27 protein-coding genes are annotated in these 26,880 nt (G+C 56.1%); 16 read left to right on the top strand and 11 right to left on the bottom strand.

The window, feature by feature from the left end; translation table 11 throughout:
• The first annotated feature begins 54 nt into the window (after positions 1–54).
• Positions 55–2,085, top strand: coding sequence for an oligopeptidase A (gene prlC / locus ACP3PW_RS04875; protein ID WP_426415546.1), 2,031 nt, complete (start codon positions 55–57; stop codon positions 2,083–2,085).
• Between the two features lie 5 nt (positions 2,086–2,090).
• A complete protein-coding gene (locus ACP3PW_RS04880) occupies positions 2,091–2,342 on the top strand; it encodes a YheV family putative zinc ribbon protein (RefSeq protein ID WP_426415547.1) in 252 nt (83 codons plus the stop codon).
• Here ACP3PW_RS04880 and ACP3PW_RS04885 read toward each other — a convergent pair.
• Positions 2,339–2,998 carry a hypothetical protein gene (locus tag ACP3PW_RS04885; RefSeq protein ID WP_426415548.1) on the bottom strand — a complete coding sequence of 220 codons (660 nt, stop codon included), beginning with the start codon at positions 2,996–2,998 and terminating at the stop codon, positions 2,339–2,341. The two genes, ACP3PW_RS04880 and ACP3PW_RS04885, sit on opposite strands and share 4 nt — an antisense overlap.
• A 631-nt stretch (positions 2,999–3,629) precedes the next feature.
• On the opposite strand from ACP3PW_RS04885, the gene coxB reads away from it, so the two are divergent.
• The 4 genes from coxB (at position 3,630) to ACP3PW_RS04905 (ending at position 7,985) form a co-directional block, all read left to right on the top strand.
• Entirely contained in the window at positions 3,630–4,754 is a 1,125-nt protein-coding gene (gene coxB, locus ACP3PW_RS04890; protein ID WP_426415549.1) for a cytochrome c oxidase subunit II, read from the top strand.
• 12 nt (positions 4,755–4,766) lie between these two features.
• Positions 4,767–6,368, top strand: coding sequence for a cytochrome c oxidase subunit I (locus ACP3PW_RS04895; protein ID WP_426415550.1), 1,602 nt, complete (start codon positions 4,767–4,769; stop codon positions 6,366–6,368).
• A 137-nt stretch (positions 6,369–6,505) separates the two neighbouring features.
• Positions 6,506–7,096, top strand: a complete 591-nt coding sequence (locus ACP3PW_RS04900) for a cytochrome c oxidase assembly protein (RefSeq protein WP_426415551.1) — start codon at positions 6,506–6,508, stop codon at positions 7,094–7,096.
• A 16-nt stretch (positions 7,097–7,112) separates the two neighbouring features.
• Positions 7,113–7,985 (top strand): cytochrome c oxidase subunit 3, encoded by an 873-nt coding sequence (locus tag ACP3PW_RS04905; RefSeq protein ID WP_426415552.1) that lies wholly within the window; start codon positions 7,113–7,115, stop codon positions 7,983–7,985.
• A gap of 24 nt (positions 7,986–8,009) precedes the next feature.
• On the opposite strand, the gene ACP3PW_RS04910 is transcribed toward ACP3PW_RS04905, so the two are convergent.
• Positions 8,010–8,216, bottom strand: coding sequence for a twin transmembrane helix small protein (locus tag ACP3PW_RS04910; protein ID WP_426415553.1), 207 nt, complete (start codon positions 8,214–8,216; stop codon positions 8,010–8,012).
• A 103-nt stretch (positions 8,217–8,319) separates the two neighbouring features.
• Between ACP3PW_RS04910 and ACP3PW_RS04915 the strand changes: the two genes are divergently transcribed.
• The 4 genes from ACP3PW_RS04915 to cyoE are packed head-to-tail and all read left to right on the top strand — an operon-like array spanning position 8,320 to position 11,640.
• On the top strand, positions 8,320–9,045 hold the full coding sequence (locus ACP3PW_RS04915) for an SURF1 family protein (protein WP_426415554.1): 726 nt from the start codon (positions 8,320–8,322) through the stop codon (positions 9,043–9,045).
• Positions 9,045–9,659: an SCO family protein gene (locus ACP3PW_RS04920; RefSeq protein WP_426415555.1), complete on the top strand. Its 615-nt coding sequence runs from the start codon at positions 9,045–9,047 to the stop codon at positions 9,657–9,659. Before ACP3PW_RS04915 ends, ACP3PW_RS04920 begins: the two co-directional genes overlap by 1 nt.
• 34 nt (positions 9,660–9,693) lie before the next feature.
• Positions 9,694–10,695: a COX15/CtaA family protein gene (locus ACP3PW_RS04925; RefSeq protein ID WP_426415556.1), complete on the top strand. Its 1,002-nt coding sequence runs from the start codon at positions 9,694–9,696 to the stop codon at positions 10,693–10,695.
• A 36-nt stretch (positions 10,696–10,731) separates the two neighbouring features.
• Positions 10,732–11,640, top strand: a complete 909-nt coding sequence (gene cyoE / locus ACP3PW_RS04930) for a heme o synthase (RefSeq protein WP_426415557.1) — start codon at positions 10,732–10,734, stop codon at positions 11,638–11,640.
• On the opposite strand, the gene ACP3PW_RS04935 is transcribed toward cyoE, so the two are convergent.
• From ACP3PW_RS04935 to ACP3PW_RS04955, 5 genes are all read right to left on the bottom strand, one after another.
• The gene (locus ACP3PW_RS04935) at positions 11,627–12,832 is read right to left on the bottom strand and encodes a hypothetical protein (RefSeq protein WP_426415558.1); all 1,206 of its coding nucleotides are present in this window, start codon (positions 12,830–12,832) and stop codon (positions 11,627–11,629) included. The two genes, cyoE and ACP3PW_RS04935, sit on opposite strands and share 14 nt — an antisense overlap.
• Positions 12,833–12,970: 138 nt before the next feature.
• On the bottom strand, positions 12,971–13,705 hold the full coding sequence (locus ACP3PW_RS04940; protein ID WP_426415559.1) for a hypothetical protein: 735 nt from the start codon (positions 13,703–13,705) through the stop codon (positions 12,971–12,973).
• A gap of 34 nt (positions 13,706–13,739) precedes the next feature.
• Positions 13,740–14,534 (bottom strand): zinc ABC transporter permease subunit ZnuB, encoded by a 795-nt coding sequence (gene znuB / locus ACP3PW_RS04945; protein WP_426415560.1) that lies wholly within the window; start codon positions 14,532–14,534, stop codon positions 13,740–13,742.
• Positions 14,527–15,279: a zinc ABC transporter ATP-binding protein ZnuC gene (gene znuC / locus ACP3PW_RS04950; RefSeq protein WP_426415561.1), complete on the bottom strand. Its 753-nt coding sequence runs from the start codon at positions 15,277–15,279 to the stop codon at positions 14,527–14,529. Before znuC ends, znuB begins: the two co-directional genes overlap by 8 nt.
• Positions 15,276–15,782, bottom strand: a complete 507-nt coding sequence (locus tag ACP3PW_RS04955; RefSeq protein ID WP_426415562.1) for a Fur family transcriptional regulator — start codon at positions 15,780–15,782, stop codon at positions 15,276–15,278. Before ACP3PW_RS04955 ends, znuC begins: the two co-directional genes overlap by 4 nt.
• 81 nt (positions 15,783–15,863) lie before the next feature.
• Here ACP3PW_RS04955 and ACP3PW_RS04960 point away from each other — a divergent pair, with 81 nt between their 5' ends.
• Positions 15,864–16,793, top strand: coding sequence for a zinc ABC transporter substrate-binding protein (locus ACP3PW_RS04960; protein ID WP_426415563.1), 930 nt, complete (start codon positions 15,864–15,866; stop codon positions 16,791–16,793).
• Here the strand turns inward: ACP3PW_RS04960 and ACP3PW_RS04965 are convergent.
• Entirely contained in the window at positions 16,780–17,091 is a 312-nt protein-coding gene (locus ACP3PW_RS04965) for a DUF2782 domain-containing protein (protein WP_426415564.1), read from the bottom strand. The two genes, ACP3PW_RS04960 and ACP3PW_RS04965, sit on opposite strands and share 14 nt — an antisense overlap.
• Before the next feature lie 96 nt (positions 17,092–17,187).
• On the opposite strand from ACP3PW_RS04965, the gene polA reads away from it, so the two are divergent.
• Positions 17,188–19,920, top strand: coding sequence for a DNA polymerase I (polA, locus tag ACP3PW_RS04970; protein ID WP_426415565.1), 2,733 nt, complete (start codon positions 17,188–17,190; stop codon positions 19,918–19,920).
• A gap of 7 nt (positions 19,921–19,927) precedes the next feature.
• Here polA and yihA read toward each other — a convergent pair whose 3' ends face one another.
• Entirely contained in the window at positions 19,928–20,599 is a 672-nt protein-coding gene (gene yihA, locus ACP3PW_RS04975; RefSeq protein WP_426415566.1) for a ribosome biogenesis GTP-binding protein YihA/YsxC, read from the bottom strand.
• 198 nt (positions 20,600–20,797) lie between these two features.
• Between yihA and ACP3PW_RS04980 the strand changes: the two genes are divergently transcribed.
• The 4 genes from ACP3PW_RS04980 (at position 20,798) to ACP3PW_RS04995 (ending at position 25,110) form a co-directional block, all read left to right on the top strand.
• A complete protein-coding gene (locus tag ACP3PW_RS04980; RefSeq protein ID WP_426415567.1) occupies positions 20,798–21,403 on the top strand; it encodes a c-type cytochrome in 606 nt (201 codons plus the stop codon).
• A gap of 275 nt (positions 21,404–21,678) precedes the next feature.
• On the top strand, positions 21,679–22,308 hold the full coding sequence (locus tag ACP3PW_RS04985; protein ID WP_426415568.1) for a thiol:disulfide interchange protein DsbA/DsbL: 630 nt from the start codon (positions 21,679–21,681) through the stop codon (positions 22,306–22,308).
• 51 nt (positions 22,309–22,359) lie between these two features.
• Positions 22,360–23,211 (top strand): endonuclease/exonuclease/phosphatase family protein, encoded by an 852-nt coding sequence (locus ACP3PW_RS04990; RefSeq protein WP_426415569.1) that lies wholly within the window; start codon positions 22,360–22,362, stop codon positions 23,209–23,211.
• Positions 23,212–23,301: 90 nt separating this feature from the next.
• A complete protein-coding gene (locus tag ACP3PW_RS04995) occupies positions 23,302–25,110 on the top strand; it encodes a diguanylate cyclase (RefSeq protein WP_426415570.1) in 1,809 nt (602 codons plus the stop codon).
• Here ACP3PW_RS04995 and ACP3PW_RS05000 read toward each other — a convergent pair.
• Positions 25,107–25,616: a hypothetical protein gene (locus tag ACP3PW_RS05000; protein WP_426415571.1), complete on the bottom strand. Its 510-nt coding sequence runs from the start codon at positions 25,614–25,616 to the stop codon at positions 25,107–25,109. The two genes, ACP3PW_RS04995 and ACP3PW_RS05000, sit on opposite strands and share 4 nt — an antisense overlap.
• Positions 25,616–26,794, bottom strand: coding sequence for an NUDIX domain-containing protein (locus tag ACP3PW_RS05005; protein WP_426415572.1), 1,179 nt, complete (start codon positions 26,792–26,794; stop codon positions 25,616–25,618). Before ACP3PW_RS05005 ends, ACP3PW_RS05000 begins: the two co-directional genes overlap by 1 nt.
• Positions 26,795–26,880 lie beyond the last annotated feature (86 nt).

The following is a 26,880-nucleotide window of genomic DNA, read 5'->3' on the forward strand; positions in this document are numbered from 1 at the left end:
TATAGTGAGCCGCGGTTAATTCGCAGTGCCCTTTTACCTAATCAGGAATTGTTCATGAGCAACCCCTTGCTACAAACCCACCTTCTGCCGCCGTTCGACCGTATCGAAGCGGCTCATGCTGAGCCGGCCCTTCGCCAGCTTCTTGAGGAGAGTCGCAGTGCGATCAAGGCCCTGCTCGGGAGTGACGGTGAGCCCAGTTGGGAAAACGTTGTAGCCCCGCTCGAAGATATCGATGACCGCCTGGGTCAGGCCTGGTCGCCGGTCAGTCATATGAACTCTGTGGTAAATTCGCCGGAGTTACGCGAAGCCTATAATGCCTGTTTGCCGATGTTGTCCGAATATGCGACCGAAATGGGGCAAAATAGAGATCTTTACCAAGTTTATAATGACCTTTCGCAGAGTGCCTCCTTCTCCGAATACAGTGTTTCACAGCAGAAAGTGATAACGAACGCCCTGCGGGATTTTCGACTTTCGGGTATTGCACTGGATCCCACCAAGCAGCAGCGGTACGGGGAGTTAAAAAAGCGGCTATCGGAATTAACCAGTAAGTTCTCGGAGAACGTTCTGGATGCGACCCAGGCCTGGAGTAAACGGGTCGACAGGGTTGAGGATCTGGCCGGGATGCCTGAATCTTCCCTACAGGCGGCGGCGCAAGCGGCAGAAGCTAAGGGACATGGTGGCTACTTGCTCAATCTGGAGTTTCCCTCCTATCTGCCCGTCATGACCTATTGCGACAACAGAGAGTTGCGTCGCGAGGTCTACACGGCCTATGCGACCCGGGCTTCGGATCAGGGTCCTCACGGGGGCCAGTGGGATAACAGTGAGCTGATCGACGAGATTTTGGCCCTGCGTCATGAGCTGGCTGAGATACTCGAATTTGACAACTACGCGGAGCTTTCCCTGGCCACCAAGATGGCAGAGGATCCCCAGCAGGTCATCGGGTTTTTGCGGGATCTTGCCGTGCGCAGTAAGCCCGTGGCCGAGAATGAACTGGAGGAGCTGCGCGCGTTCGCCCAACAACACTATGGTCAGGAGGCGTTGGAAGCGTGGGACATTCCCTACTACGGAGAGAAACTAAAGCAACATACCTACGCGATCTCCCAGGAGGAGCTGCGCCCCTACTTTCCAGCGGAGCGTGTAATAGAGGGGATGTTTGAGGTTGTAACGCGTCTCTACGGCATTCGGATTTGCCAGCAGCAAGGGGTGGCAAGCTGGCATCCCGATGTGCGTTTCTATGAGGTCAGTAACGACAGCGGCATCATCGGCCACTTCTACCTCGACCTCTTCGCTCGCGCTAACAAGCGCGGCGGGGCGTGGATGGATGAGTGCCGGGTGCGCCGCCGCATCGGCAATGAGGTGCAGCGCCCCGTGGCGTATCTGGTTTGCAACTTTAACGGTCCGGTTGGGGATCAACCTGCGCTATTAACCCATGATGAGGTGACGACGCTGTTTCATGAGTTTGGGCATGGCTTGCACCACCTGCTAACCCGGGTAGAGTACGCGCCGGTTTCTGGTATTAATGGCGTTCCCTGGGATGCGGTCGAGTTGCCCAGCCAGTTTATGGAAAACTGGTGTTGGGAAAGCGAAGGGATCGCACTGATATCGGCCCACTTTGAAACGGGAGAGGCGCTACCGGCGGAGATGCTTGATAAGTTATTGGCCGCGAGAAACTTCCACTCCGGCATGATGATGGTGCGCCAGCTGGAACTATCGTTGTTCGACTTCCTGATTCACCATCGCTATCACTCCGGACTGGATGTGCAGCAACTGTTGGACGAAGTTCGTGCCGAGGTCGCGGTCTTTTCACCCCCTCAATTCAATCGGTTCCAGCACAGCTTTAGCCATATTTTCGCTGGCGGTTACGCGGCGGGATATTACAGCTATAAGTGGGCGGAGGTGTTATCGGCCGATGCGTTTTCACGGTTCGAGGATGAGGGGATCTTTAACGCTGAAACCGGCCAATCATTCCTGCAAGAAATATTGCACCGAGGTGGCTCCGAGGAACCTATGGAGCTGTTTAAGCGCTTTAGAGGAAGAGAGCCAAGTATCGAGGCGTTACTGCGCCATAGCGGAATTGTGGAGTAATCAGGGTGACCGTTAAAAAGCGTTTTATTGCCGGCGCCAGATGCCCCTCCTGCAACGAAATAGACCGATTGGTCGTTATTATGCAAGAGGGCTTCTCGGACCGCAGGGAGTGCGTTGCCTGCGGGTTTAGCGATGCTCAGGATAATGTGGAGGTGAGTGAGATGCCTACACGGGTGATTCCCAAGCAGGAGGCGGATGCAGAGTTGCAGCCGCTCCGCCTGGTACCCAATCCGCTGTCAGCTAAAGAGCAGGATTAGATTGCTTTCAGGTAGCGCTGGCGGAGTTTGAAATCCAACCCCATCTCTCCTGCCAGGCACGGCCACTGCTGGTCGCCACTCTCCCAATGCTGGGCTCGTTCCTTGAGCGATGATCCAAAGCCATCCTTACCCATCTTCTGAAAACCGAGGGAGAGCCCGGAGACGGCTTCGGCTACCAGGCTATCGAGCTCATTAGCAAAGGGCTCTCCGACAATCGCGTGAGCGATGACATTGGCCTGGCTGGTGTCGAGGGGGAGCAGCGGGAAGCCTCCGTTGCTCCAGAAAATATCGTTCACCTCCTCAAGCAGCCGATGACAAAGATACGCCTCATCAAACAGCCCAATAAGGCCTTCGTGGCCGCTAATCGCGGGTACCGGCGTGAGAAAGTACTCTTTGGCGATGGTGACATACGGGGTGACTAACGCCCCGGTTCCTGTTCGCTGGGCACCCTCCTCCACTACCTCGATAAATTGAGGGACATAATTGATGTAGCGGGTAGAGAACTCCAGTAACTTATCGTTGGCTTTGCCCTGGTCGAGACCGAGCAGCGGATGAAGCCCATTTTTGAGCGAGGCCAGGTGGGCTTTCAGGTGTTCTGTTTCTTGTTCCTTTTGTAATGCATCCTTAATCAACTTTCGTATTGCGCTAACACTCATACAGATTCCCCACGGTAAACAGGTGAAGGTCAGGGTTTACCGTTAAACAAGCAACAACGATCGCCGACGAAAACCCCCGAAGGCCCGCGCTGCTGCGGTGCGAATATTAACTGGGCGCCGTAACCGTTAGCTGTAACAGGCCGCGCGCACTGATACATTGCTCTCACGGTGACTACGAGCACCAAACCAAATCGGCCAGTAATTCGTTGTTACTGGTCGCCGTAGATTTGAGTGTAGCCGAAACGAAAATATCGCAAGAGCGATCGTTTAGACGATTCCGCTATTTCGTTGACGAGGGTCATGGGTGGGGCCTGAGGGGGAGACCTTTACGGCGCATAATTAAATTAATAGCGGGGGAACAGCCCTAATAGGCTTACAATAAGCAAGGTCTTAGGGTTGTTTCTACACCCCATATCCCCTTTGCGGCGCAAAAATCCCCCATTTCTTTGCATTGCGAGAAATCCTGTACCTATACTGTTTTGAGCGTAATGGTTCTCAATTAATTGGGGTGCCGACCGGTTTTGGCACGGAGCCCAAGGCCATGAACAACAACAATAATGACTAATATCTCAAACGCCTGCACGGGGCATTAGGTTTTCCTAAGCGCTTTTTGCAGAGGGGAAAAGGTGAGATGACAATGCCCAACCTGGCACTTTGGCGCTGGCGTTCTGCAATTGCAGGCCTGGGGATGATGGCGACTACCGCATCGGCCGAGTTGAAGATGAATCTTCCGGAGCCGGTCTCCCCACTTACCGCCGAGATCTTTGACCTGCACATGCTTACCACCACGGTGGCTACCATCATTATGGTCGTGGTGATCGTACTGGTGGGCGTTACCATTTTCCGTTTCAGGAAATCGAAAGGCTATGAAGCGGATCAGGATTTTAACGACAGCCGGTTTGGCACTTGGGGCTGGATACTAGTGCCGGTGGTGGTGCTGGGTATCGACCTGAGTATTGCCGGCCCTGGCACCAAAACCCTCAACAATGTTGAGACCTTCGAGGAGGCTGACCTGACCCTAAAGGTCATTGGTTCTCAGTGGAAATGGACGTACGAGTACCTGGATCAGGACATTCGCTTCGTCAGCACCCTCAATAACGAGGACCTCTCGAGCGAGGGGTACCTGCGGGAGGTTGATAATCCGGTGGTATTGCCTACCCACCAACGCATCCGTTTTTTGCATACCGCCAGTGATGTTTTGCACAACTGGTGGGTGCCGGCCGTTGCGCCAAAAAAAGATTCTATCCCGGGGTATATCAATGAGACCTGGACCATCATCGAGAAAGAGGGGACCTACTACGGCCAGTGCGCTGAGCTTTGTGGAACGCGCCATGCGTATATGCCGATTGTGGTAAAGGCGGTTAGCGAGCAGGAGTTCGCCCAATGGGTCGCTGAACAAAAGCAGCAAAAGGCTGCCCAAATGGCCGAAGCCAGCGCGGACAAGCAGTGGAGCATGGCCGAGCTGATGGCCCGTGGGGAGAGCATCTATAACCAAAGCTGCGCTGCTTGCCACCAGGCTGCGGGCACGGGACTCCCCGGTGTATTCCCGGCGCTAAAAGGCAGCACAGTTGCTACTGGCCCAGTAGCGGAGCACCTGAATATCGTAATTAATGGCAAGCCCGGCACAGCGATGGCGGCCTGGGGGGGGCAGCTGAATGATCTGGAGATCGCTGCCCTGATCACCTACGAACGCAACGCCTGGGATAACAATACGGGTGATCGGGTGCAGCCCGCCGACGTAAAAGCCGCACGCTAGAGGATAGAGAAGATGACAACTGCAGCTCTGGATCAGGACGGCCACGACCACCACGTACCTACGGGTTATCAACGTTGGTTGTTCAGCACCAATCACAAGGATATTGGTACCATGTACCTGATATTTTCCCTGGTGATGCTGTTTCTGGGTGGCGGCATGGCGATGCTGATCCGAGCCGAGCTCTATATGCCCGGACTGCAGATTCTAAATCCTGACCTTTACAATAACCTGGTCACCAACCATGCCTTGATTATGGTATTCGGATTAGTCATGCCCGCTGCTGCGGGCATGGCAAACTGGATGATTCCATTGCAAATTGGTGCGCCGGATATGGCCTTGCCGCGTCTCAATAACCTGAGTTTTTGGCTGCTTCCCGCCGGAGCCCTGATGTTGATGATGTCGATGCTGGCACCCTATTTTGGTACCGGCGGCCCCGTCAATACGGGGTGGACGCTCTATCCGCCGCTGTCGATACAGGCGGGGATGTCGATGGATTTGGCAATTTTCACCCTGCACATATTGGGTATTTCATCGATACTCGCATCCATAAATATCATCACCACCATCCTCAATATGCGCGCGCCCGGCATGACCTTGATGAAAATGCCAATCTTCGTATGGGCCTGGTTATTAACCGCTTTCCTGCTCGTTCTGGTCATGCCGGTGCTGGCCGGTGGCGTTACCATGCTGCTGTTTGATCGTCATTTCGGCACCAGTTTTTTTGATGCGGCAGGAGGGGGAGATCCGGTACTGTTTCAGCACCTGTTCTGGTTCTTCGGTCATCCGGAAGTGTACGTTTTGTTGCTGCCCTCTATTGGGGTGTTAGGAATGATCGTGCCGACCTTTTCGCGTAAGCCGTTGTTTGGTTATAAGCCTCTGGTGATCTTTATGATTATCCTTACGCTGTTGGGCATGGTTGTTTGGGCACACCACCAGTACACCATCGGAATGTCATTAGCGGTCACTACTTACTTTATGATCGGTACCATCCTGATCTCCATACCCGTGGGACTGATGCTGTTCAATTTCATATTTACCATGTGGCGAGGATCGCTCACATTTGAAACGCCAATGCTATTCGCTATTGCGATAATCGTCATGTTTTCCTTTGCCGGAGTAACCGGCATTATGTTGGCGGTTGTCCCTGCCGATATGCAATACCACGACACCTATTTTGTCGTGGCCCACTTCCATTATGCGTTAATACCGGGAGCGCTGTTTGGGCTCTATGCGGGTGTTTTTTACTGGCTACCCAAATGGACTGGCCATATGTACGACGAAAAGCTGGGCAAGCTGTTTTTTTGGTGGACCACCATCGGCTTTAACCTGACGTTTTTCCCCCAGCACTTTTCAGGTTTGGCGGGTATGCCAAGAAGAATTATCGACTATAGCCACCAGTTTGCCGACTTCAATATGGTCTCCAGTATCGGTGCCTTTATTTTTGGTCTTTCTCATCTGCTGTTTCTTTACATTATTATAAAAACGGTTCGTGGCGGGGAGCCGGCAGGCGATATGCCCTGGGAGGGCGCGCAGGCAGGCACCCCGGGTTTAGAGTGGACGCTGAGCTCGCCACCGCCCTTCCATAGTTTCGATACGCCGCCAGAGGTTAAGTAAATGCAGTGGGAGCCTGATGCAAAAACGCGAAGAAATAATCTGCTTCTAGCGCTGGCATTGGGTTCGGTCGCCTTGATGATTTCTGTTGCGACATTGATGTTAATGCTGCAGTCGGCAAGTCACTAGCGGAAACGATTATGAATAACCTGACCATCAACCGCCGCTTTCGAACAGCCGTTCTGTTGTCGGCACTGGTGGTGGCAATGTTTGCATTTGGTTTTGCGTTAGCGCCGCTTTATCAGCTGATCTGCGGCGCCCTCGGCATCAATAGTTTGTCAGCGGAGGGTAATCGGGTATCCATCGAGTCGTTGTCACAGGCCCCGGTGGATACTTCTCGTTTTGTCACTATGGAATTTGATGCAACGGTTAATGCTGGCGCTCCGTTCGAGTTGAAGCCTCTGACCCGAAAAATGCGAGTGGTGCCAGGGCAGGTTATGGAGATGGACTATATCATCACCAACCAGAGCAGTATCGATGTGGTGACCCAATCAATACCCAGTGTTACCCCCTGGCAAGCCAATGAATATTTGAAGAAAGTTGAGTGTTTTTGTTTTAGCCAGCAACCGTTACAGGCCGGTGAAAGTAAGCGCATGCGGTTGCGCTTTAGTGTAGATGCACAGATCCCACCAGAGTATCAGGTGATTACGCTCTCCTATACCTTGATGGACACCAATCGAAGTCAGCTAAAAAACGCAACGGCCATGGTAGAGCAAGCCAAGGGCAGTTAAGCGAGAGGAGAACGGCATGACCACAGGCAATGAACACTATTTTGTGCCCGAGCCGAGCCGGTGGCCAATCATTGCTGTTGTTGGGATTTTTTTCACCCTCTTCGGCGTGGTGCTCGCAATAAACGATGTGGCTTCCGGATCTGTTGTATCGATATTTGGCCTCGCTGTACTGGTGTACCTTTTTGCAGGTTGGTTTGGGGATGTTATTCGCGAAAGCAGGTCGGGCAGTTATAACGGCCAGGTAGATATCTCATTTCGCCAGGCAATGGCCTGGTTTATCGCCTCGGAAGTGTTTTTCTTCGCCGCATTTTTCGGCTCTCTTTTTTATATCCGTACCATCGCTATTCCGTCGTTGGCCGGTGAGGGGCACCTCGCCTCGTCGCATCTTTTGTGGGAGGGGTTCCGTGATGTCTGGCCCCTGTTAATGCTCCCGGATGATTCGGCATATGTGCCGGCCAGGGAGGCGATGGGGCCCATGGGAATTCCGCTAATTAACACCATAATTTTGTTAACCAGTGGTGTAACCATTACCTGGGCCCACTGGGGGCTAAAAGCGGACCGTCGTGGTCATCTGGTGGGTGGCCTCGCAGTAACCGTGGCGCTGGGTTGTATCTTTTTGGGGTTTCAGGTGTATGAGTATATCCATGCATACGAAGCGCTTGGCCTCACGCTGAAGTCAGGGGTATATGGGTCGACGTTTTATATGCTAACCGGTTTTCACGGTCTACATGTCACCATGGGTACCATCATGTTGGTCGTGATCCTGGTGCGAAGTCTGCGCGGGCACTTTACGCCCAAGGAGCATTTTGGATTTGAAGGGGTGGCCTGGTATTGGCACTTTGTCGACTTTGTATGGCTGGGACTGTACCTCTTTGTCTATTGGCTATAAAAAAGGCGTCGCAGTACTGTGTTTTCATAGCACCTGATTGGGTGTGATTGCACCGGTGTAGTATCCAATAACAAGAAGTACTACCAAGGAGACAGAGAGCACAACCCTGACAGTGAGTGATCGTACGACGCGGGTTTTTTCGCTACTGTCTCGGGAGAGGAAAAAAAGCCCACTGGCAAGACTGGCAACTATAAGCAGGATATTAATCGCGATCAGGCTCTTAAACAGCATGGTGACATCCCCTTCCCCCGTTCGGTGCAGACGTTTCAAATGTTAGAGTACCTGATCTTTGCGCTTGCTGCCTATTCCTGTGGCGCTATCAGGGATGATGCTGGTGACTATTAGTCGATACCAGTTCACATTTTCTTGGTGGCTGAGTGTCATCTTTTTATTGTTCTTGATGCTGTTCAGTGGCCTCGCGATCTGGCAGTGGGATCGTGCGCAGCAAAAGCTTGCGTTGCAACAGCGTATCGAGCGAATGCAAGCGATGCCTCCTCAAACGCCTATCCGGTTAGATGGCGTCGAGGGAGAAGCCCACTTGCCGTTGGCATTTAAAGGTCACTACCTGGCGGACTCAACTTTTTTACTCGACAACATTGTCAGCAATGGCAAGCCAGGGTTCTACGTTATGACCGCCTTTGGACTTGATGATCAGGGGACGGTGATACTGGTGAACCGTGGTTGGGTCCCGGCACTTCGTCATAGAGAGACGTTGCCAGAAATCGACACGCCCCAGAGCCCGCTGGCGCTAACGGGGGCGTTGATGCCGCCACGATCGAAACCATTGGTGGGTGGAGATCTTGCGCGCCCCGACCTCTACGTCGGCGGGTTATGGCAGTATCTGGATCTCTCCTACCTTGAACGTCAGCTGGGGCGGCCGGTGTTTCCGTGGGTATTAAATCTTGATCCGGAATCGATATCAGGATACCAGCGGCAGTGGTCAAGTTTTGATGCAAAGGTGGGTATGCATTACGGATACTTTTTATATTGGCTTGTGTTTGCACTGTTTTCTGTTGCAGCATACCTATCACTAACGATAAAAAAGAGAAGTGACGATTGATGACCTCCGAGGTTCAAACGCCCCCCCCTCGCAAGGGAAGGTTCTGGGTTGTCCCTGCCATGTTTTTGCTGTTTGGTCTGCCCTATCTTGTGAGCTACTGGTGGTTTTTTGTGGGCGAGGTTCCCGAGTTTGGTACCAGTAACCATGGTGTATTGATGAACCCGGCTCCGCACATACCACCGCTTGAGCTTTCTGGATTAAGTAGCCCCCCTATAGAGACAGAGCGTCTTCAGGGAAAATGGATATTGCTCGCCTTTTCCTCTGCCAGTTGTGGCGATGACTGCCTAAGAACCCTGTTCCATTTACGTCAGATTCGTAAAGCGATGGGGGTCGAGCGCGACCGGGTGGAACGTCTTCTGGTGGTACTTCCATCGCCGCACGGAGAGCTTGTATTGGAACCAGAGCTTTGGCAAGGAATGCTGATTACCGATGATGCAGGAGGTCAACTGGCCCCAGTGCAGCGAGCACTGACTCGGCAGTTGCCAGCACTGGAAAACGCAATCTTTGTGGTCGACCCCAGGGGCGATGTCATCCTCGGCTACGGCGCCGAAACAAACCCCAAGGATATTGTTAAGGATCTACAAAAGCTGTTGAAGGTTTCTGGCATTGGATAGTATTCAGGGCCGACGAGGAGCGTCGGTAGGACTTATGCTATTCGCCGTAGTGTTGGCCCTCTCTGTCATCACTCTCGGCGCTTATGTACGGCTGTCGGATGCTGGTCTCGGTTGTCCGGACTGGCCGGGGTGCTACGGCAAACTGGTGGTACCGGTAGCGCCCGCGGATATATCCGCCGCCAATGGAAAATTTCCCGATCGCCCTCTGGAGGCGACCAAGGCCTGGAAGGAGATGGCCCACCGTTACCTCGCCGCAGCGTTGGGGCTGGTGATTGTCTGGATTGCCATGCAGGCCTGGCGTTACCGTGGACAGGGGCGACAACAGCTGCGTTTACCCCTGCTTTTGGTGGTGTTGGTGATCCTGCAGGGGATGCTGGGGATGTGGACGGTGACCCTGCTGCTGAAACCAACCGTGGTCACCCTGCATTTACTTATGGGGATGCTGACCCTTGCTTTACTATGGCTGGCCTATCTTCGCCAACGGGATACCCAGCAGCTATTTAGCCGCAGCAGCGGTTGGCGCAGGGAGCGCATGCGCCCCTGGGCTCGCCTGGGCTTGCTTGTCCTGTTTTGTCAGATAGCGCTGGGAGGGTGGACCAGCACGAATTATGCGGCATTACACTGTCCGGATCTCCCCCTTTGCCAGGGTGAATGGTGGCCGCCTACGGATTTCGAAAGCGCCTTTACTCTATGGCGAGAGGACTCGCTAATCGCCCCGACGGGTACCAATTACGAGGGTGGAGTGCTCTCCAACCAGGCAGCGGTTACGGTTCACGTCACCCACCGAGCCGGGGCCCTGATCACCTTTTTGGTACTGGGGTTGTTGGCCCTGTTATTGTTGAGACGGCGCACGGATGGAGAGTTACGTTCTACGGCGGCGTGGCTGTTAGTGTTACTGCTGGTTCAGATATCACTGGGCGTGGGTAATGTACTATTGCACCTGCCCACGGCGATAGCGGTGGCGCATAACGGGGGCGCTGCACTACTATTGCTGGTAGTTGTGAAATTAAACTACCAACTGACGACGCGTCGCTAGACGGTGAAACACCCAGAATAAAAAAGAGAGGTCACCATGTCCGAAACCCTGTCGATGAGGCAAAGTACTGGCCTTTGGCGTCGCTATCTGGAGCTCTGTAAGCCCAAGGTGGTAGCCTTGATTCTATTCACTGCGGTGGTGGGTATGTTGCTGTCCACACCGGGAGTGGTTCCACTGGATCGTTTTTTTATTGGGGGTTTAGGCATCGCCCTTGCTGCCGCCAGTGGCGCGGCAATTAACCACTGGTTTGATCAACGTATTGACGCGGTGATGGAGCGAACCCAGGGGCGACCCCTGCCCCAGGGTGAGATCGCGCCACGGCAGGCACTGGCTTTTGCAATCGGGCTGGGCGCCTTATCGATGGTGCTACTGGTGGTGTGGGTCAACGCCCTTACGGCGATACTCAGTTTCTTTTCCATCATTGGTTATGCGGTTGTCTATACCGTTTATCTAAAGCGTCGCACACCCCACAATATTGTATTGGGCGGGATCGCAGGAGCGGCCCCTCCGGTACTGGGTTGGGCGGCGATTACAGGGGAGGTTAACGTCGAGGCGTTCCTGCTGTTTCTCATTATATTTACCTGGACCCCGCCCCATTTCTGGGCGCTGGCGATCCGTAGGCGGGACGACTACGCTCGTGCCGGCCTGCCGATGTTGCCGGTGACCCATGGCATCGCCTTTACCAAACTCAATGTGTTGATATATACCCTGATGCTGCTGGCGGTGACCCTGCTGCCGTTCGCAGTAAAAATGAGCGGTTTGATCTATCTGGCGGCGGCCCTGGTGTTGGGGGTTGGTTTTATTCTCCAGGCTTGGGCGCTTTATCGCAGCGACGGTGATGAGCTGGCGATGAAGACCTTTGGTTATTCGATCTTCTACCTCAGTGCGCTATTTGCGGCCCTTTTGCTGGATCATTACATGCAGGTATTACTCAACGTCGCATAGCCTGTAGCATGACCAGCAGGTAGATCAGCCCGCCAATGATCGATACCAGTCCGCCGGTGCCCATCAGCGCCATACCGGCAATTTCGGGTAGTTGATCGAGGCCTTGAGCGGCCCCTGCGGTCTTGCGTTGTACTCCGTACCCGCCTGACCAGGCCAATCCGACAATGTGCATCAGTTGGCCGCTGGCGTAGGTAACCAGCTGGCGGCGAGCCCACCGAGGGGATGGAATGTTAAACCCCAGCAGGGGCAACAGGGCATAGCTAACGCCCATAAAGGCGAGAGTCACCCCGACGATAGAGCCATGGTAGTGGGCAGGGATAACCACGTTGACCCCCTCGATCATAAAGCCCAATACGCCCCCTGAGGCAAACAACACCACAGAGCAGACAAGCGCGGTGTGCCCAACGGCGGACAGCGGGTTGTCGCTTCGGCGCCATTGGCTAAGTGCGTACAGCGCCAGGGGCATTGAAGCGAGCCCCCCATAACGCATCAGCTCTGTAAAGCCGAGCCGTGCATCGAGTGAATCAATATCGAACATCCACAGAATGGGCAGTGCCGCCAGTGCCGGAGCCAGGGTGATCGCCGCCAATACGGTGAGCCAGCCAGGGTAACGAAGAGCCTGGAGGTTTCCGCTACTTGCCAGCAGTAGCCAGGCAAGCAGCATCAGGAGGGTGTGGTTGAATTGCAGCAGATGGCCTGGCCCCCAGAACAGAAGTTCGAAGTAGGCTTCCGGCAACCCGTTTCGGGGTAGCTGGAAGCCATTAAAAGCCAGCACCGCCATGGCGAAAAGTACCGTGGCCGCAGATAGTCGCAACGCGGGCGATAGTGCTCCAAATCCAGGGGTGGCAGCTGCGAACAAACGCTGCACCGCTTGCAGGGCGATACCGGCGCCAAATAGCAGGAGTCCGCCATAGAAAAGGGGGTGTTGCAGAACCGGGACGTAGTTATTCAGCAGGGGGTTGCCGGCCCCGAAAAAGGGAGCTGTGACAATCGTTAAGGTTCCGGCAAACGAAAACAGTTGGCCGAGTCGTGTGATCCTTGCCCCTTTTGTCTGGGCGCCAAGGCTCCAGAACAACGCGGTAAAACTGAGGAACCAGATCAGGACAGAGAGGTTGACGTGCACAACCAGTGCGGTGCGAAAGAAGTTCACCCAGGGAAACCAGGCTCCAATAACCGGGGTTCGGGATAGCACCAGTAGTAGCGAGAACAGGCCGGCCCCTGCCAGCGCCAGTACCCCCAGGAGTAACCAGGGGCGTGAGGCTGAGGGTGCCGCAACTTCGGGTGGGACGGTGGCGATAGCAGTGAGTCCTGTGTGGGTGTACGGGCGACTTTAGGGCGCGCGGCTAAACAGGCCAAATTGTGGCGCCTGGGCGGGGTCGATCGTAGAGAATATCACCAGGTCGAAGTGTGGATGACTGAGCCTGATACGGGAACGCAACAATGAGCTTAGCCAGCGAGCATCGTTCTCATTCTGGCTGGTAAGCTCCACCAGGGCGTTCTGCTTGACGGTCTTCTCTATGACCAGATCGATCCGGTAGCGAAGCTCAAATTTGCGTTCCCTCACCTCCGCCTGCTCCATGGGAATGGTATCGAGTAGGGCCTTGCCGGCGAGCGACATGACCGGTTTAGGGGGAGCTATTTGCGCGGGAGTGGGCACCACTACGCTCTTTTCCTGATAGTTTTGAATACGTTGGCGAACCTGCTCCAGCCCCCGTGGATTATCGCCAATCTTTTCGGCTTTAACGGCATATCTGCTGGCTTTGATGTAGTTATTGCGTTGCAACTCGAGCTCGGCAAGCTGCACGTAGCGACGGGCCACCTGTCGTTTATAGTGCTGTTGTTGATCCCGCTTCGGCAGCAACACAATTTTTTCCATCGCGTTGTTGCCCTTGGGGGTGGTAAGTCTGTTTTTTGCGATATCACGCTCGATCTGTTCGCTTATCGACAGGGGGGGCTGGGCACTTACCGGGGAGGACGCATGTTCAGGTGTGGTCGTGGATTGAGAGGCGCATCCCGCTAGTAATCCCAGCATTAATAGCGCAGGCAAATATAATCGAGCAGGCATTGTCATGGCGTCACTATAGAGGCAGGAGTTTAACTTACTCTACCGCTCTGGGCGAAGGCAACATCAGGGTGATCAGAAATAGAGCTGCCGCACAGACTACCACCGAGGGTCCGGTCGGGGTGTCTGCGAGGTAGGAAAAGCCCAGCCCCAGACTGACCGAACAAACGCCAATCAGGCTCGCACGCACCGCCATCTGTTCCGGCGAGGTCGAAACCCGTTGCGCGGCGGCGGCGGGGATGATCATCAGTGAGGTGATCAACAGCACGCCGACAATCTTCATTGCCACGGCAATTACCAGCGCGATAAGCAGCATCAACACCAGGCGAATCCAGTCCACCGCTAACCCCTCTACCTGGGCCAACTCTTCGTGTACCGTGATCGCCAGCAGTGGGCGCCATAGCAGTACCAGCGTTGCCAGTACGGCGGCACCCCCAAGGTAGATCCATAGCAGATCCTGGGGGCCCACCGCGAGCAAATCCCCGAACAGGTAGCCCATCAGGTCGATCCGTACATTGTCCATAAAACTCACGGCCACCAGACCCAGTGACAAGGTGCTGTGGGCAAGAATACCGAGCAAGGTGTCCGTAGCAATCAGGCGCCGACGCTGCAAACTTACCAGCAGCAGCGCCAGTAGCAGACAGCAGATTACCACCGCCAGGTTCAGCGGCAGGTCGAGTAGAAATCCAAGGCTTACACCCAGCAGCGCAGAGTGGGCCAGGGTATCGCCAAAGTACGCCATTCGTCGCCATACGATAAAAGATCCCAGCGGGCCAGCAACAATTGCCACCCCAACCCCGGCCAAAAGCGCATAGATCAGAAACTCAAACATGGTCATCCCCGCAGGGTACGACCTTGCCACTGATGCTGTGGTCATGGTCATGGTGGTGGGTGTAGAGTGCGAACTCCCGCTGGTTGTCGCCAAACAGCTCGAGGTAGGCGGGGTGATTACTGACATGGTCGGGGTGACCCGAGCAGCAGACGTGCTGGTTGAGGCAGATTACGTTATCCGTCGCGGCCATCACCAGATGCAGGTCGTGGGAGATCATCAGCACTGCGCACCCGGTCTCGTCACGAAGCGAGCGGATGAGGCTGTACAGCTCCCGTTGTCCATTAATATCGACCCCCTGTACGGGCTCATCGAGTACCAGTAGCTGGGGATTTTGCAGCAGTGCCCGGGACAGGAGCACGCGCTGCATCTCACCGCCCGATAGCTTTTGCAAGCGCCGCTTAGCCAGCCTGGAGATGCCGACGCGCTGGAGGGCCCCGTCGACCTCTGCGGGGGAGGGTTTACCATTGAGGCGCAAAAAACCCTCGGTGGTGAGGGGGAAGGTGGGTTCGATATGCAGCTTTTGTGGCATATACCCGATACGTAGCCCGGACAGCTTCACGCAGTGCCCGCTATCCGCCTTGATTAACCCGAGGATAATTCGTACCAGCGTTGTCTTGCCCGCTCCGTTGGGGCCGATCAGGGTAACGATTTCACCCGGATTAACCTCAAAGCTGATCTTGTCCAGCAGGCACCGTTGCTGACGACTAAAACAGATATCCTGTACCTGAAGTAAGGGTTTACTCATGCTGTGGCTCCAGCATCTCGGCAGCGGGGGCAGCATCCGGAGACCTCTACCATGGCTTGCTCTACGGTAAATCCGTTAGAGGCCGCTATGCGGTTGATCTGCTGTTGCAGATCCCCGGTGTGGATCTCGATCGCTACCGAACACTGGTTGCAGATCATGAAATACCCCTCGTGGGATCTGTCTGGAAAGGGGCAACCGATAAACGCGTTTAGTGAGGCGAGTCGGTGGACCAGCCCATGTTCTTGCAGGAACTCCAGTGCCCGATAGACCGTTGGCGGAGCTGAGCGACGGCCATCTTCGCGACAGAGGCGTTCCAGAATCTGGTAGGCGCCGAGGGGGCTGTGGCTTTGCCATACCAGTTCCAGAACCCGCGCGCGCAGCGGTGTGAGTCGGGCACCCCGCTGGATGCATCGCTGGCGGGCGGTGCGCAGTGCGTCATCGATACAGTGTTGGTGGTTATGGGGCGCGCAGCCCAGTGGTGCCGTTGACGAGAGTGTGGTCATGAGACTGTTCCGGCAAAGTACATTTTGTTATTATATAACATCTCTTTTCCAATGCCCCCCTAATATCTAACGAGTTTCTCTATGTGGCGTTTTCTTTTTATCTCTCTCTGCGCGTTGGCGCCGGCAGTGTCGGCGGCCAATGCTGATGAATCTCCGTTACGGGTAATGGCTTCGATCAAGCCTTTGCAGTTGATTGCAGCCGCAATCACTGACGGCGTAAGTGAGCCAGAACTCCTGGTGCCGGTGGGCGCATCGCCTCATGGGTTTACCCTGCGCCCCTCGGATCTTGCAAGGTTGAGCAACGCTGATGTGGTGTTTTGGATGGGGCCCGCGATGGAGCCTTACTTGCAAAAACTGGTCACCAACCTCCCCGATACGGTGGCTGTGCAGCAGTTTCTGGATTCCGCCGCCTCGGAGGCTTCCGGGCACGACGCGGTGGATGCTCATGGCCATGAGCACAGCCATGAGCACAGCCATGAGCACGGCGAGGAGGACCTTCACCTCTGGCTGGACCCGAGCGAGGGGCGTCTGATTGCGCAGCGGATGGCGCGAGTGCTGGGGGAGCGTGACCCCGCCAATGGTGAGCGATATCGGGAGAATCTGCAGCGTTTTGAGCAGGGGCTTGCCACCGTGATTGAGGCTAACCGGGCGCGTCTGCAGGCTCGCGTGGTACGAAGCCTGTTCGTATTTCATGATGCGTATGGAGGGCTGGAGTCGTTCTATGGTATCGAGATAGCGGGAGCCATCACCCTGAGTCCCGAGATGCAGCCGGGCACCCGTCACCTGCTGGAGCTGCGCGAGCGTCTCGAGCGTGCGGGCAGTAGCTGTCTGTTTTCCGAACCCCAGTTTCAGTCGGCAATGGTTGTTCGCCTGTTAAAGGGGCTCGATGTGGAGCTGGGTGAGCTGGACCCTCTCGCCGGTAACATCCCCCCCAGCGCCGACGGGTATCTCCTTCACCAGCGCCAGATGATCGAGGCGATCGCCGACTGCACCCGGGTTACCACTCAATAATTTTCCAGGACGGAATCGCCATGCGATTGGGCGTGAGTGCACCTACGTCATCGGTGCGAAAGAAGTTCCCCTCATTGTCGGCAGCGACCAGGTAGTAGGCCTTACCACCGGCTTTGGGGACCACTTTGTAGGCATAGACGAAACCATTGTTGCTGTATTCGTAAATGGTTTTGTCTTTCTGCTCATGGATGGTCACCTCAGTGTTTGGGCGAATTTCACCGCGCTCTTCAGCGAGCGTCAGGGTGCCAAACAGGCTGGTGGAAACGGTCAGCAGTGATGCCAGCAGCAAACGTCTCATTAGTATCCTCGGAAAACGATCAGGTAGAATGGGTAAGCCGATGGCTCTGCTCACCCTGAGTTCATTGTAACGCCACCCTAACAAAAGTGCTGCTTCATGACGAAAGAAACTGCTCCTGCACCCCTGGTGCTGGTTGATGGCTCCTCCTATCTGTTCCGGGCGTTTCACGCCCTGCCCCCGCTAAATAACTCTCGGGGGCAACCCACCGGTGCGGTAAAGGGGGTGATCAGTATGCTGCGCCGGTTGCAGGCGGATTACCCTGCTAGTCAGCTTGCGGTGGTGTTCGACGCCAAAGGGCCGACATTTCGCAATGACGTCTATCCGGAATACAAGGCCCATCGCCCTCCCATGCCGGATGATTTGCGGGTGCAGATTGAACCCATTCACCGCATTATCCGCGCCCTTGGGCTGCCGCTCCTCAGTGTTGCGGGGGTGGAGGCCGATGATGTGATCGGCACCCTGGCCGCCCAGGCTACCGCAGCGGGAATCGACACCGTCATCTCAACCGGTGACAAGGATATGGCGCAGCTGGTGAATCAGCATATCAGCCTGATCAACACCATGACCGATACCCGTATGGACGTGGAAGGGGTGCGGGAAAAATTTGGTATCGGCCCCGATTTGATCATCGATTACCTGGCACTGATGGGCGACAGCGTCGATAACATTCCAGGGGTGCCTGGAGTCGGGCAAAAAACCGCCCTGGCCCTGCTACAGGGGTTGGGCAGTCTGGAACAGATCTACACGGAGCTGGATAAAATCCCTGAATTGGGCTTTCGCGGCGCCAAAACCCTTCCTGCAAAAATGGCAGAGCACGAAGCACTTGCGAGGCTCTCATACCAGCTGGCGACCATAAAGTGCGATGTAGAGCTGGAGCTGGGTGTCGAGTCTCTGGTGGCGACTGAGCCCGATCGCGAGCAGTTGCTGGACATATACCGCGAGCAGGAGTTTCGGGGTTGGGTAGAGGAGCTGGAAAAGACGGGAGATAGCCTCACCCCCTCTCCCGTCGACACACAACCCGCCGTTGACTACCAGCTGGTCACCGATCGTGAGGCTTTCCTGGCGTGGCTGGAGCGCTTGCAGACCGCCGAACTGTTTGCTTTCGATACGGAAACTACGAGCCTGGATTATATGCAGGCGGATATTGTCGGCGTCTCCTTCGCGATTGAGCCGGGAGAGGCGGCCTACGTTCCCCTTGCTCACCGGTATCTGGGGTGCCCACCGCAGCTGGAGGCTGACTGGGTGTTGGCTCACCTCAAGCCCCTGCTGGAAGATCCGCAGCGGCTAAAGGTAGGCCAGAACCTGAAGTACGACATGAGCGTGCTAGCGCGGGCCGGTATCGTTCTGCGGGGCGTTGCCCATGACACCATGCTGCAGTCCTATGTGCTCGACTCGGTAGCGAGTCGGCACGATATGGATACCCTCGCCGGTAATCACCTCGGCATCCGCACCACCACCTTCGAGGAGGTCGCCGGTAAAGGTGCCAAACAAAAATGTTTTGATGAGGTCGAGCTAGAGGTGGCAGGCCCCTATGCGGCGGAAGACGCCGACATCACCTTGCGGTTGCATCAGGTGCTTTGGCCTCGCCTGGAGGCGGAGCCCAAACTGGCCGAGCTCTATCGGTCGTTGGAGCTGCCATTACTCTCGGCGCTGTCGCGTACCGAACGCTGCGGTGCCTTGATCGATCCCTGGCTATTGCAACAGCAAAGCGAAGAGATTGGTCGTCGTCTCGACGAGCTCGAAGCACAGGCCTGGGAGCTGGCGGGTGAGGAGTTCAACCTCGGCTCCCCCAAGCAGTTGCAGCAGATATTTTTTGAGAAGCTGGGTTTGCCGGTGATCAAAAAGACCCCAAAGGGCCAGCCATCGACGGCGGAGCCGATCCTGCAGGAGCTGGCATTGGATTACCCCCTACCGAAGGTGATCATGGAGCACCGGGGACTATCCAAACTAAAATCCACCTATACAGACAAGCTGCCGCAGCAGATCGATCGGGGCACCGGGCGTGTGCACACCTCCTACCATCAGGCCGTCACCGCGACCGGCCGCCTCTCCTCGTCGGACCCTAACTTGCAGAATATTCCCGTGCGCAGCGAGGAGGGACGCAGGATTCGTCAGGCGTTTGTGGCCCCCCAAGGCTATCGCCTGTTGGCGGCGGATTACTCCCAGATAGAGTTGCGCATTATGGCCCACCTGTCCGCGGACACAGGTTTGATCAAGGCGTTCAGCGAAGGCCTTGATGTTCACAAGGCGACCGCCGCCGAAGTGTTTGGTCTTCCCCTCGATGCGGTGACTACCGAGCAGCGACGCAGTGCCAAGGCGATCAATTTTGGATTGATCTACGGCATGTCGGCCTTTGGCCTGGCCAAGCAGTTGGGGATATCGCGCAAGTCGGCGCAGGAATATATCGACCTCTACTTTGAGCGCTACCCCGGAGTTCTCGCCTATATGGAGCGCACCCGTGAGCAGGCCCATGAGCAGGGTTATGTTGAAACCTTAATGGGGCGCAGGCTCTATCTGCCGGAGATCAATTCCCGCAATGGTATGCGTCGCCAGGCGGCGGAGCGTACAGCGATCAATGCACCCATGCAGGGGACGGCTGCGGACATAATCAAGCGGGCCATGATCGACGTTGATCGCTGGTTACAGGGTAGCGAGCTGGACGCCTCCATCATTATGCAGGTACACGATGAACTGGTACTGGAGGTGGCCGAGCACCAGCTGGATGAGGTGCGGACGCATCTCATCGAGCTGATGGTGGGCGCCGCGTCGCTGGATGTCGAACTGCTGGTGGAGGTCGGTGAAGGGTTGAACTGGGAGGAGGCCCACTAGATGATGATCAGGCCTCCCCGCTAGCCTCCTGGTCAGCGCTCACATCATCCCGCTCGAACGCGGCTCCGAACCAAAGATTGAGTTGGCGGGTGAGGTCGGTGATGCCGGTACCCTTTGGCGCTGAAAAACACTGCACGCTGACGGAGGGCATCGCCTTACAGTGCTGGCGCACCGCCATCAGCACTTTCTGCGCAGCGCCGTACTTGAGCTTGTCCGCTTTGGTCAGCAGGATGTGGGCGGGCAGCTGACAGCTATTGGCCCAGTTCAGCAGGGTGAGGTCAAACTCCTTCAGGGGGTGTCGAATATCCATCAACAGCACGATGCCACATAGACTCTGGCGTCCGCTCAGGTATTCGTCCAAATGCTTTTGCCATTTTATTTTCATCGCCTCGGGTACCTTGGCATAGCCGTAGCCGGGAAGATCGACCAGGCGGCGATATTGATCCAGCCCGAAAAAGTTGAGCATCTGGGTGCGCCCCGGAGTTTTGCTGGTCCGAGCCAGCTTACTGGAGTCGGTGAGGGCGTTGAGGGCGCTGCTTTTCCCCGCATTGGACCGGCCAGCAAAGGCAACTTCCAGCCCCTGGTCGGGCGGGCACAGGGCAAGGGTAGGCGAGCTTTTAATGTAGCTCGCGGCCTTATAATCGGGTGCCGCTAGGGTATTCTCTGGACTGTCAGCCATGATTGCCGCCTCTAATTAACGTTTTTTTTACTGTTGGTATATAATGGCGCGGTTTTTACCATAGGCAACTGCAAACAGCCAGAGACTTGGTCGCAGTGCCTGACGCGAGGGGACGCGTTTCTGCAGCAGGAGGCCCGAGGGCTCTGGCTACAGAGATCCAAGTTTTTTAATTTTACGAATGCATAACTGGGTAAGCCGATGAAAAAACTGATTGTAAGTCTGATGTTGACCTTGGGGGTCTCTACCGTTGTACAAGCCGCTGGTGACGCCACCGCGGGCCAGGCCAAAGCGGCCCTTTGTGGAGCCTGCCATGGTGTAGAGGGGGTAAGCGCAGCGCCTACTTTCCCAAACCTTGCTGCTCAGGGTGAACGTTATCTGGTGAAGCAGATGCAGGATATCAAGTCCGGTGATCGCGTTGTGGTTGAGATGACCGGCATGTTGAATGCTCTCTCCGATCAGGATCTTGCCGATATTGCGGCTTACTTCTCTGCCAAGGCGCCCGCTACCGGCGCGGCCGACCCCGCCCTGGTTGCTTTGGGTGAGTCCATTTACCGCGGTGGTAACCTCAGCAAGGGAACGCCCGCGTGTAACGCGTGTCATTCGCCCACGGGCCAGGGCAATGATCTTGCCGGTTTCCCTGCGTTGAGTGGTCAGAAAGCCGCTTACACCGCCAAGCAGCTGCGCGCCTTCCGTGAAGGTGAGCGTACGAACGACGGCGACACTCGTATCATGCGTGATATTGCCGAGAAGCTGAGCAATAAAGAGGTGGATGCAGTTGCCAGCTTTATCGAAGGTCTGCGTTAAACTGCCGAGCTCGATCAAAAAGGTGGCTGCGGCCACCTTTTTTTATGCTTGCTACAACCTGGCCGGACCTGTCGGAGGGAGATAAGAGGCACTTTTTGGTGCTTTCCGGGTCTTATACTGCGGTATCATCGAACGCAGGCTGGTGACCACCTCGTCGCCCTTGTGGGCATGCGGGTCAACAGTTTGTACCGCCCGTCCGGATTCGGGTTCACCACCGATGATTTTTTTGCGACACTGTCGCCCATTCTTATTTGCTGTTTTCAAGGAGCTAGTTGATGACCAAGTTGCTGCGCCGAGTGTTGCTGATACTCTGCTGTTTACCCCTGATGGCGAGCGCCGAAACCTTCCAGGAAGGAGTGCATTACGAGCGCTTGCCACAGGCAGTACCGACCCTGAATCGTGACCAGGTAGAGGTCAATGAGATGTTCTGGTATGGCTGTCCCCATTGCTACAACTTAGAGCCGCTGATTTTGCCGTGGAGCAAGAATATGCCCGAGGGGTCCTATTTCACCAAGACACCGGCGATGTTCTCCAATATCTGGAAAACCCATGCCCAGCTGTTTTACACCGTGAGGGCCTTGAAGCTCGGCGAAGAGGTTGACGTAGCGATTTTTGATGCCTATCACCAGATGGGTAACCAGCTCGCGACCCCCGAAGCGATGGCGGCATTCCTGAAGCCTTACGGTATCACCGCCGACCAGTTCAATAGCGCATACAACTCCTTCGGCGTTAAGAACCAGATGCAGCAAGCCTATTCGAAGGCGCGTGGATACCAGATTCGTGGTGTACCGGCTATTATTGTTAATGGTAAGTATCGGGTTACCGGACAAACCGCCGGCAGCAACGCCAAGATGCTAGAAGTTGCATCCTATCTGGTGGATCGGGAGCTAAAAGCCCGTCAATAGATCACAGGGAGAGGGCTGCGGCCCTCTTCTTCGTTCTGGGGAGGGTACAAAATGGGGGTCACCAATCCCTTCGCTCAATTCCACGGCGGTGCAAGCCGTGGTCAACCTATCCGTGTACCCCCCCCATACTCCCCCCTCGATTATGGTGAAGATACTCCGCTTCGGGTACTGAGCTTTAATGTGCAGGTGGGTAATCGCACCGAGCGCTACCGCCACTACGTTACCCGCTGCTGGCAGCATCTGTTGCCCCATAGTCAGCGTTTGGACTCACTACAGCAGATCGCATTGATGTTGCGTCAATACGATCTGGTGGCCCTGCAGGAGGTCGACGGTGGCAGTTTACGTAGTGGGTATGTTAACCAGATAGAGTATCTGGCTCAGCATGGCGGCTTTCCCTACTGGTACCAGCAGCTCAACCGCAATATGGGGCGTCTGGCCCAGCACAGTAATGGGCTGCTCAGCCGGCTGGTACCGGAAAGCCTGGAGGATCACAAGCTGCCCGGGTTGATCCCGGGGCGAGGGGCGATCGTAAGCCGTTATCGTATCGATGGCGCGCAACTGCTGGTGGTTATGATGCACCTGTCCCTTAGCCGGCGCAGTCGAAACCGACAGCTGGGCTATGTGCGGGAGCTAATGTGTGATGCGACCCATACGGTGCTGATGGGCGATATGAATACCCGGGTAGCGGCTTTGTTGGAGCGCTCTCCCCTTGATGGATCAGGATTAGTGGCGGCTCACAATGGCATGCCTACGTTCCCCAGCTGGCGTCCAACACGAGATCTTGACCACATACTGGTCAGCCCTGGCGTGCGGGTCGACAAAGTGGATGTTCTGGAATTCCCCCTCTCGGACCACCTTCCGATTGCCCTTGAGCTGCGCTTGACCGCCCCGCCCCTTGCTTGATTGGCAATCGCTACCGTCGAGCAGCTAGAATCCCCTGAAAGTGCCATACTAGGGCGCAGCGATAAAGATCAACACGGAGAGTAGGTTTCAGTGATAGACGAGAACAATGGCAGTGACGATCGCTGGCGTAATAAATACCTGAAAAGCCTCGATGAGCGCGATAGCATCGAGAAGGCGATGCAGCAGCGCGTCGACCAGTTGCGAAAGACCCTGCTGGTGGTCATGCTGGTTTGCCGAGGCATCGACAGTGAGCTTGATCTGCGCATCAAGGCACTGGCTGACCAGCTGCGGGGGGAAACCGAAAACCTGAACCTGGGGCCGATGGTAGAGAGGGTTCAGGAGCGCGCGGGAGTGGTGCTCGAGCGCAAGGACCTCGATCAGTTGCGGGATTGTTTGGCATTACTGTTGGAGCAGCTGAAAAATTGTGATGTGGATCGAGCCTTGCAAAAGCGCTTATCCAAAGAGGGAAAAGCACTGGCGAAGGGCCTTAAGGGCTATGTTGACCTACCACCGATCCTGACCCAGCTGGCAGGCCATCAGCGTGACGTGCTGATGCAGCTGGCAAGCGCCGAGCCCGAGAGTGAAGAGCAACCTTTCTGGCGTCGATTACTCGGAGGCAATAATGGAAATGCGGAGCCGGTAACGGAGCGCGACGCTACTGCAGAGGAGGGGGCCGATCCCCTGGAGTCGGATACCTCAATGGACCTCTTTGAGGCGGAGCCCGATGAGACACCGGCAACGGCGGAGCAAATGCCCGCAGGGACCGAGGATGAAACTCCGTCGGCGGCAGCAGAAGAGCCGGAAACGACCCCCGTAGCTACCGCCGAGTCGGCGCCCGAAAGCAAAACGGATCTTGATTTCTCGCACCTGTCGCGCCATGTAGGGTCTACCTTGATGGAGCTGCTGGGCCAGCTGCCGGTGTCGGATCGAGTGGAGCAGGAGACCTATTCGCTCAAGCGTAATATCGATGGCGGTATTACCTGGTATGAATTGGTCCCCAATTTGGAAAGCCTCAATCGCATTGTGCTGGCTACGGTTGGCCAGACCCGGGACGAATTTGAGAACTACCTGAAGGTGATGCACGACCGTCTGGCCGATTTTCAGGCGCGGGCTGGATTGGTTCGCGAAGGGATGGAGCAAGCCCAGGGTAGCAATGAGCGACTGGACGCCAGCTTGCGAGCGGGAATTGACCATTTGCAGCGATCGGTAAAAGAGGCGACAGACCTGGAGCTGCTCAAGGTAGATGTGGGCGAGCGCCTCGACACCATTCTACAAACGATCGAAGAGCACCAGCGGGAGACCGAGAGCAGCGACCAGGGGCATAAGCTGGAGCAGTTGACCAGCCGCATGCAGCAGATGGAGCAGGAGACTGTGCAGTTGAAGGCCAACCTCTCCAAAGAGCGCGCTCGGGCGACCCGAGATCGCCTCACCGGCCTGCCCAACCGGTTGGCCTACGAGTCCAGGGTGGAGAGCGAGTATGCCCGCTGGAAGCGATACCGGGAGTCTCTGGTGTTTGCGGTAGCGGATATTGATCTGTTCAAGAGCGTCAATGATCGTTTTGGTCATCTGGCTGGGGACAAACTGCTGCGTATCTTTGCTCGGCAGCTCCAGAAAAACCTGCGTGAGGTGGATTTTATCGCGCGCTACGGCGGCGAGGAGTTTGTTATCCTGATGCCCAATACAACCCTCAATGAGGGGCAGGCGGTGGCCGAGAAGGTTCGAGTTGCCATTGAGACGACGCCACTGCACTACAAGTCGGATGCCCTGACCATCACCGCCTCGTTTGGGGTTGCCGAGCTACGGGAAGGTGATACCGTGGCGACGGCATTTGAGCGTGCGGACAAAGCCCTTTATCGTGCCAAGGAGCAGGGTCGTAACCGGGTGTGCACCGAGGATTAGCGGTCCAGCGGCAGCGAGCTCAGTCCATCGCCGACCAGGCGGCGGGCGAGTTCAGCTGGGCTTTCACCGCGGCGTCCTGCGGCGGCGATCCGGGTTTGCCATAGCGGCGCGCCGTCGGCTTGCTGAATGACTTCAAGCCCCACCTCAACCTCCGCCCGACCCTGAGAGTTGATGCCCCAGACGCTGACGCTGCCCTGTACGCGATAATCCGCATTACGCTGGGCGGCCCACTGCAGGGCTTGCTGCTGGCGGTGGGCCTGGTGCAGCTGTGGCGTTGATCCCTGGGTGTCGGTTTCCGGCATCTGTGGCAGGTCTGTAATCCCGAGCCCTGCCATCGCATCGCTGACCATGCTGGCCAGTTGGATCGGGGCCTGCTCGTCTTTACTGTAGTTTGTTATGGGCATCAGCACCCATTGTGCAGCGGGCTCCAGCCGTGGGGTGTGACTGCTACAGCTCGCGCTTAACAGAGCCGCCAGCAGTAGTGCGAAAACAGGGGCGATTCGCATCAGCGGTACTCCTCACGCAAACGTTCGAGGTTTAGTTGCAGCCACTGCAGGGCGATGATGGTGGCGGCATTGTTCAACTCTCCCGCTCCCAGCAGCGCTATCGCTTGCTCTATCGTAACCGCGTGGACCCGGATATCTTCACCCTCCTCCTCCAGTCCGTGCAGCCCTCCGGCCGCCGAGGAGTCGACCAGTCCGCAAAAGACCTGTAACTCCTCAGAGCTTCCTCCGGGACTGGGCAGGTATTCGCAGATAGGGATCAGCTCGCCAACCTCCAGCCCTGCTTCCTCCCGGGCTTCACGCCGAACCAGCTGTTCGGGGCTCTCCCCCTGTTCCAAAATGCCGGCGACAATCTCCAGCATCCAGGGGGCAAGGCCCGCCGCAAAGGCACCGATACGAAACTGCTCGACCAGAACGACTTCGTTCCGCTTGAGGTCCACTGGTAGTACCGCCACCGCTTTGGTACGACAGAAAAGCTCCCTGCTCAACACAGGCGTCCAGCCGCCATCGAAGCGGCGGTGCTGGAGTTGGTAGCGGTCCATTTTGAAAAAGCCATCGTAACAGCGCTCGCGTTCCTTGACCCGTACATCGTCGTAACCAAAAGAGGGCGTGCGCTCTAACCGGGAGGGAAGATAGAGCCGTTTGGTGGCGATGTAAGCGGCGACCTCATCGGTGACCAGTTGGCGCAAAAGCGGTTGCTCCGGTGTTTTGTTAAGTAACGCCCTTACGGCAGAGCTGCGCACAGGAACACGCTCCTCGGCGGTAAACAGGGGCCAGCGCTGCTCTATCTCCTCCGCGCGATGAAACTTTGACCAGATTTCTGGTCGGGCATTGTCGGGGCCCCGAATAAAGCTTAATTGGAGGCCAGGGTGGTCGGCAGACAGTTTTTGCTCAAGGGTTTCGAGCAGGTCGTAGGTGTAGACCGGGCGTTCGGAGTCTTCGCACATCTCCTGTTCCAGAGTGGAAATTCTAAGTTCGCAGGCCAGCTTCAGGTTTGAACAGATCGCTTCGAGCATGGCGACCCGGTGATGCAGCGGCGCGCAACGTTTGCCAAATGGGTGGCGGGCACTGGGGACCAGTAATATGCAGTCAAAAAACGCAGCTGCCTGTTGCAGCACATCAATATGCCCTCGTGTTGGGGGATCGAAGGCTGAACCCAGTACGCCAATGCGAAACATCATCTACTCCGGTGATCTCATCGCTACAGTATATCGCCCGGCTCCGAGATTGTAGCTGGGCACCGCAAATTTCAGCGATAAAAAAGACC

The organism is Aestuariirhabdus sp. LZHN29 (assembly GCF_049985285.1).
Taxonomy (GTDB): Bacteria; Pseudomonadota; Gammaproteobacteria; order Pseudomonadales; family Aestuariirhabdaceae; genus Aestuariirhabdus.

Excerpts from the sequence above, each read along its gene's own strand:
- yihA (WP_426415566.1), bottom strand. The coding sequence starts at position 20,599 with ATGGCTGACAGTCCAGAGAATACCCTAGCGGCACCCGATTATAAGGCC.
- znuC (WP_426415561.1), bottom strand. The coding sequence starts at position 15,279 with ATGAGTAAACCCTTACTTCAGGTACAGGATATCTGTTTTAGTCGTCAG.
- ACP3PW_RS04885 (WP_426415548.1), bottom strand. The coding sequence starts at position 2,998 with ATGAGTGTTAGCGCAATACGAAAGTTGATTAAGGATGCATTACAAAAG.
- ACP3PW_RS04960 (WP_426415563.1), top strand. The coding sequence starts at position 15,864 with ATGTGGCGTTTTCTTTTTATCTCTCTCTGCGCGTTGGCGCCGGCAGTG.
- ACP3PW_RS04965 (WP_426415564.1), bottom strand. The coding sequence starts at position 17,091 with ATGAGACGTTTGCTGCTGGCATCACTGCTGACCGTTTCCACCAGCCTG.
- prlC (WP_426415546.1), top strand. The coding sequence starts at position 55 with ATGAGCAACCCCTTGCTACAAACCCACCTTCTGCCGCCGTTCGACCGT.
- ACP3PW_RS04905 (WP_426415552.1), top strand. The coding sequence starts at position 7,113 with ATGACCACAGGCAATGAACACTATTTTGTGCCCGAGCCGAGCCGGTGG.
- ACP3PW_RS04910 (WP_426415553.1), bottom strand. The coding sequence starts at position 8,216 with ATGCTGTTTAAGAGCCTGATCGCGATTAATATCCTGCTTATAGTTGCC.
- ACP3PW_RS05005 (WP_426415572.1), bottom strand. The coding sequence starts at position 26,794 with ATGATGTTTCGCATTGGCGTACTGGGTTCAGCCTTCGATCCCCCAACA.
- ACP3PW_RS04940 (WP_426415559.1), bottom strand. The coding sequence starts at position 13,705 with ATGCCTGCTCGATTATATTTGCCTGCGCTATTAATGCTGGGATTACTA.
- ACP3PW_RS04990 (WP_426415569.1), top strand. The coding sequence starts at position 22,360 with ATGGGGGTCACCAATCCCTTCGCTCAATTCCACGGCGGTGCAAGCCGT.
- coxB (WP_426415549.1), top strand. The coding sequence starts at position 3,630 with ATGACAATGCCCAACCTGGCACTTTGGCGCTGGCGTTCTGCAATTGCA.
- ACP3PW_RS04955 (WP_426415562.1), bottom strand. The coding sequence starts at position 15,782 with ATGACCACACTCTCGTCAACGGCACCACTGGGCTGCGCGCCCCATAAC.
- cyoE (WP_426415557.1), top strand. The coding sequence starts at position 10,732 with ATGTCCGAAACCCTGTCGATGAGGCAAAGTACTGGCCTTTGGCGTCGC.
- znuB (WP_426415560.1), bottom strand. The coding sequence starts at position 14,534 with ATGTTTGAGTTTCTGATCTATGCGCTTTTGGCCGGGGTTGGGGTGGCA.
- ACP3PW_RS04900 (WP_426415551.1), top strand. The coding sequence starts at position 6,506 with ATGAATAACCTGACCATCAACCGCCGCTTTCGAACAGCCGTTCTGTTG.
- ACP3PW_RS04920 (WP_426415555.1), top strand. The coding sequence starts at position 9,045 with ATGACCTCCGAGGTTCAAACGCCCCCCCCTCGCAAGGGAAGGTTCTGG.
- ACP3PW_RS04980 (WP_426415567.1), top strand. The coding sequence starts at position 20,798 with ATGAAAAAACTGATTGTAAGTCTGATGTTGACCTTGGGGGTCTCTACC.
- ACP3PW_RS04895 (WP_426415550.1), top strand. The coding sequence starts at position 4,767 with ATGACAACTGCAGCTCTGGATCAGGACGGCCACGACCACCACGTACCT.
- ACP3PW_RS05000 (WP_426415571.1), bottom strand. The coding sequence starts at position 25,616 with ATGCGAATCGCCCCTGTTTTCGCACTACTGCTGGCGGCTCTGTTAAGC.
- polA (WP_426415565.1), top strand. The coding sequence starts at position 17,188 with ATGACGAAAGAAACTGCTCCTGCACCCCTGGTGCTGGTTGATGGCTCC.
- ACP3PW_RS04925 (WP_426415556.1), top strand. The coding sequence starts at position 9,694 with ATGCTATTCGCCGTAGTGTTGGCCCTCTCTGTCATCACTCTCGGCGCT.
- ACP3PW_RS04985 (WP_426415568.1), top strand. The coding sequence starts at position 21,679 with ATGACCAAGTTGCTGCGCCGAGTGTTGCTGATACTCTGCTGTTTACCC.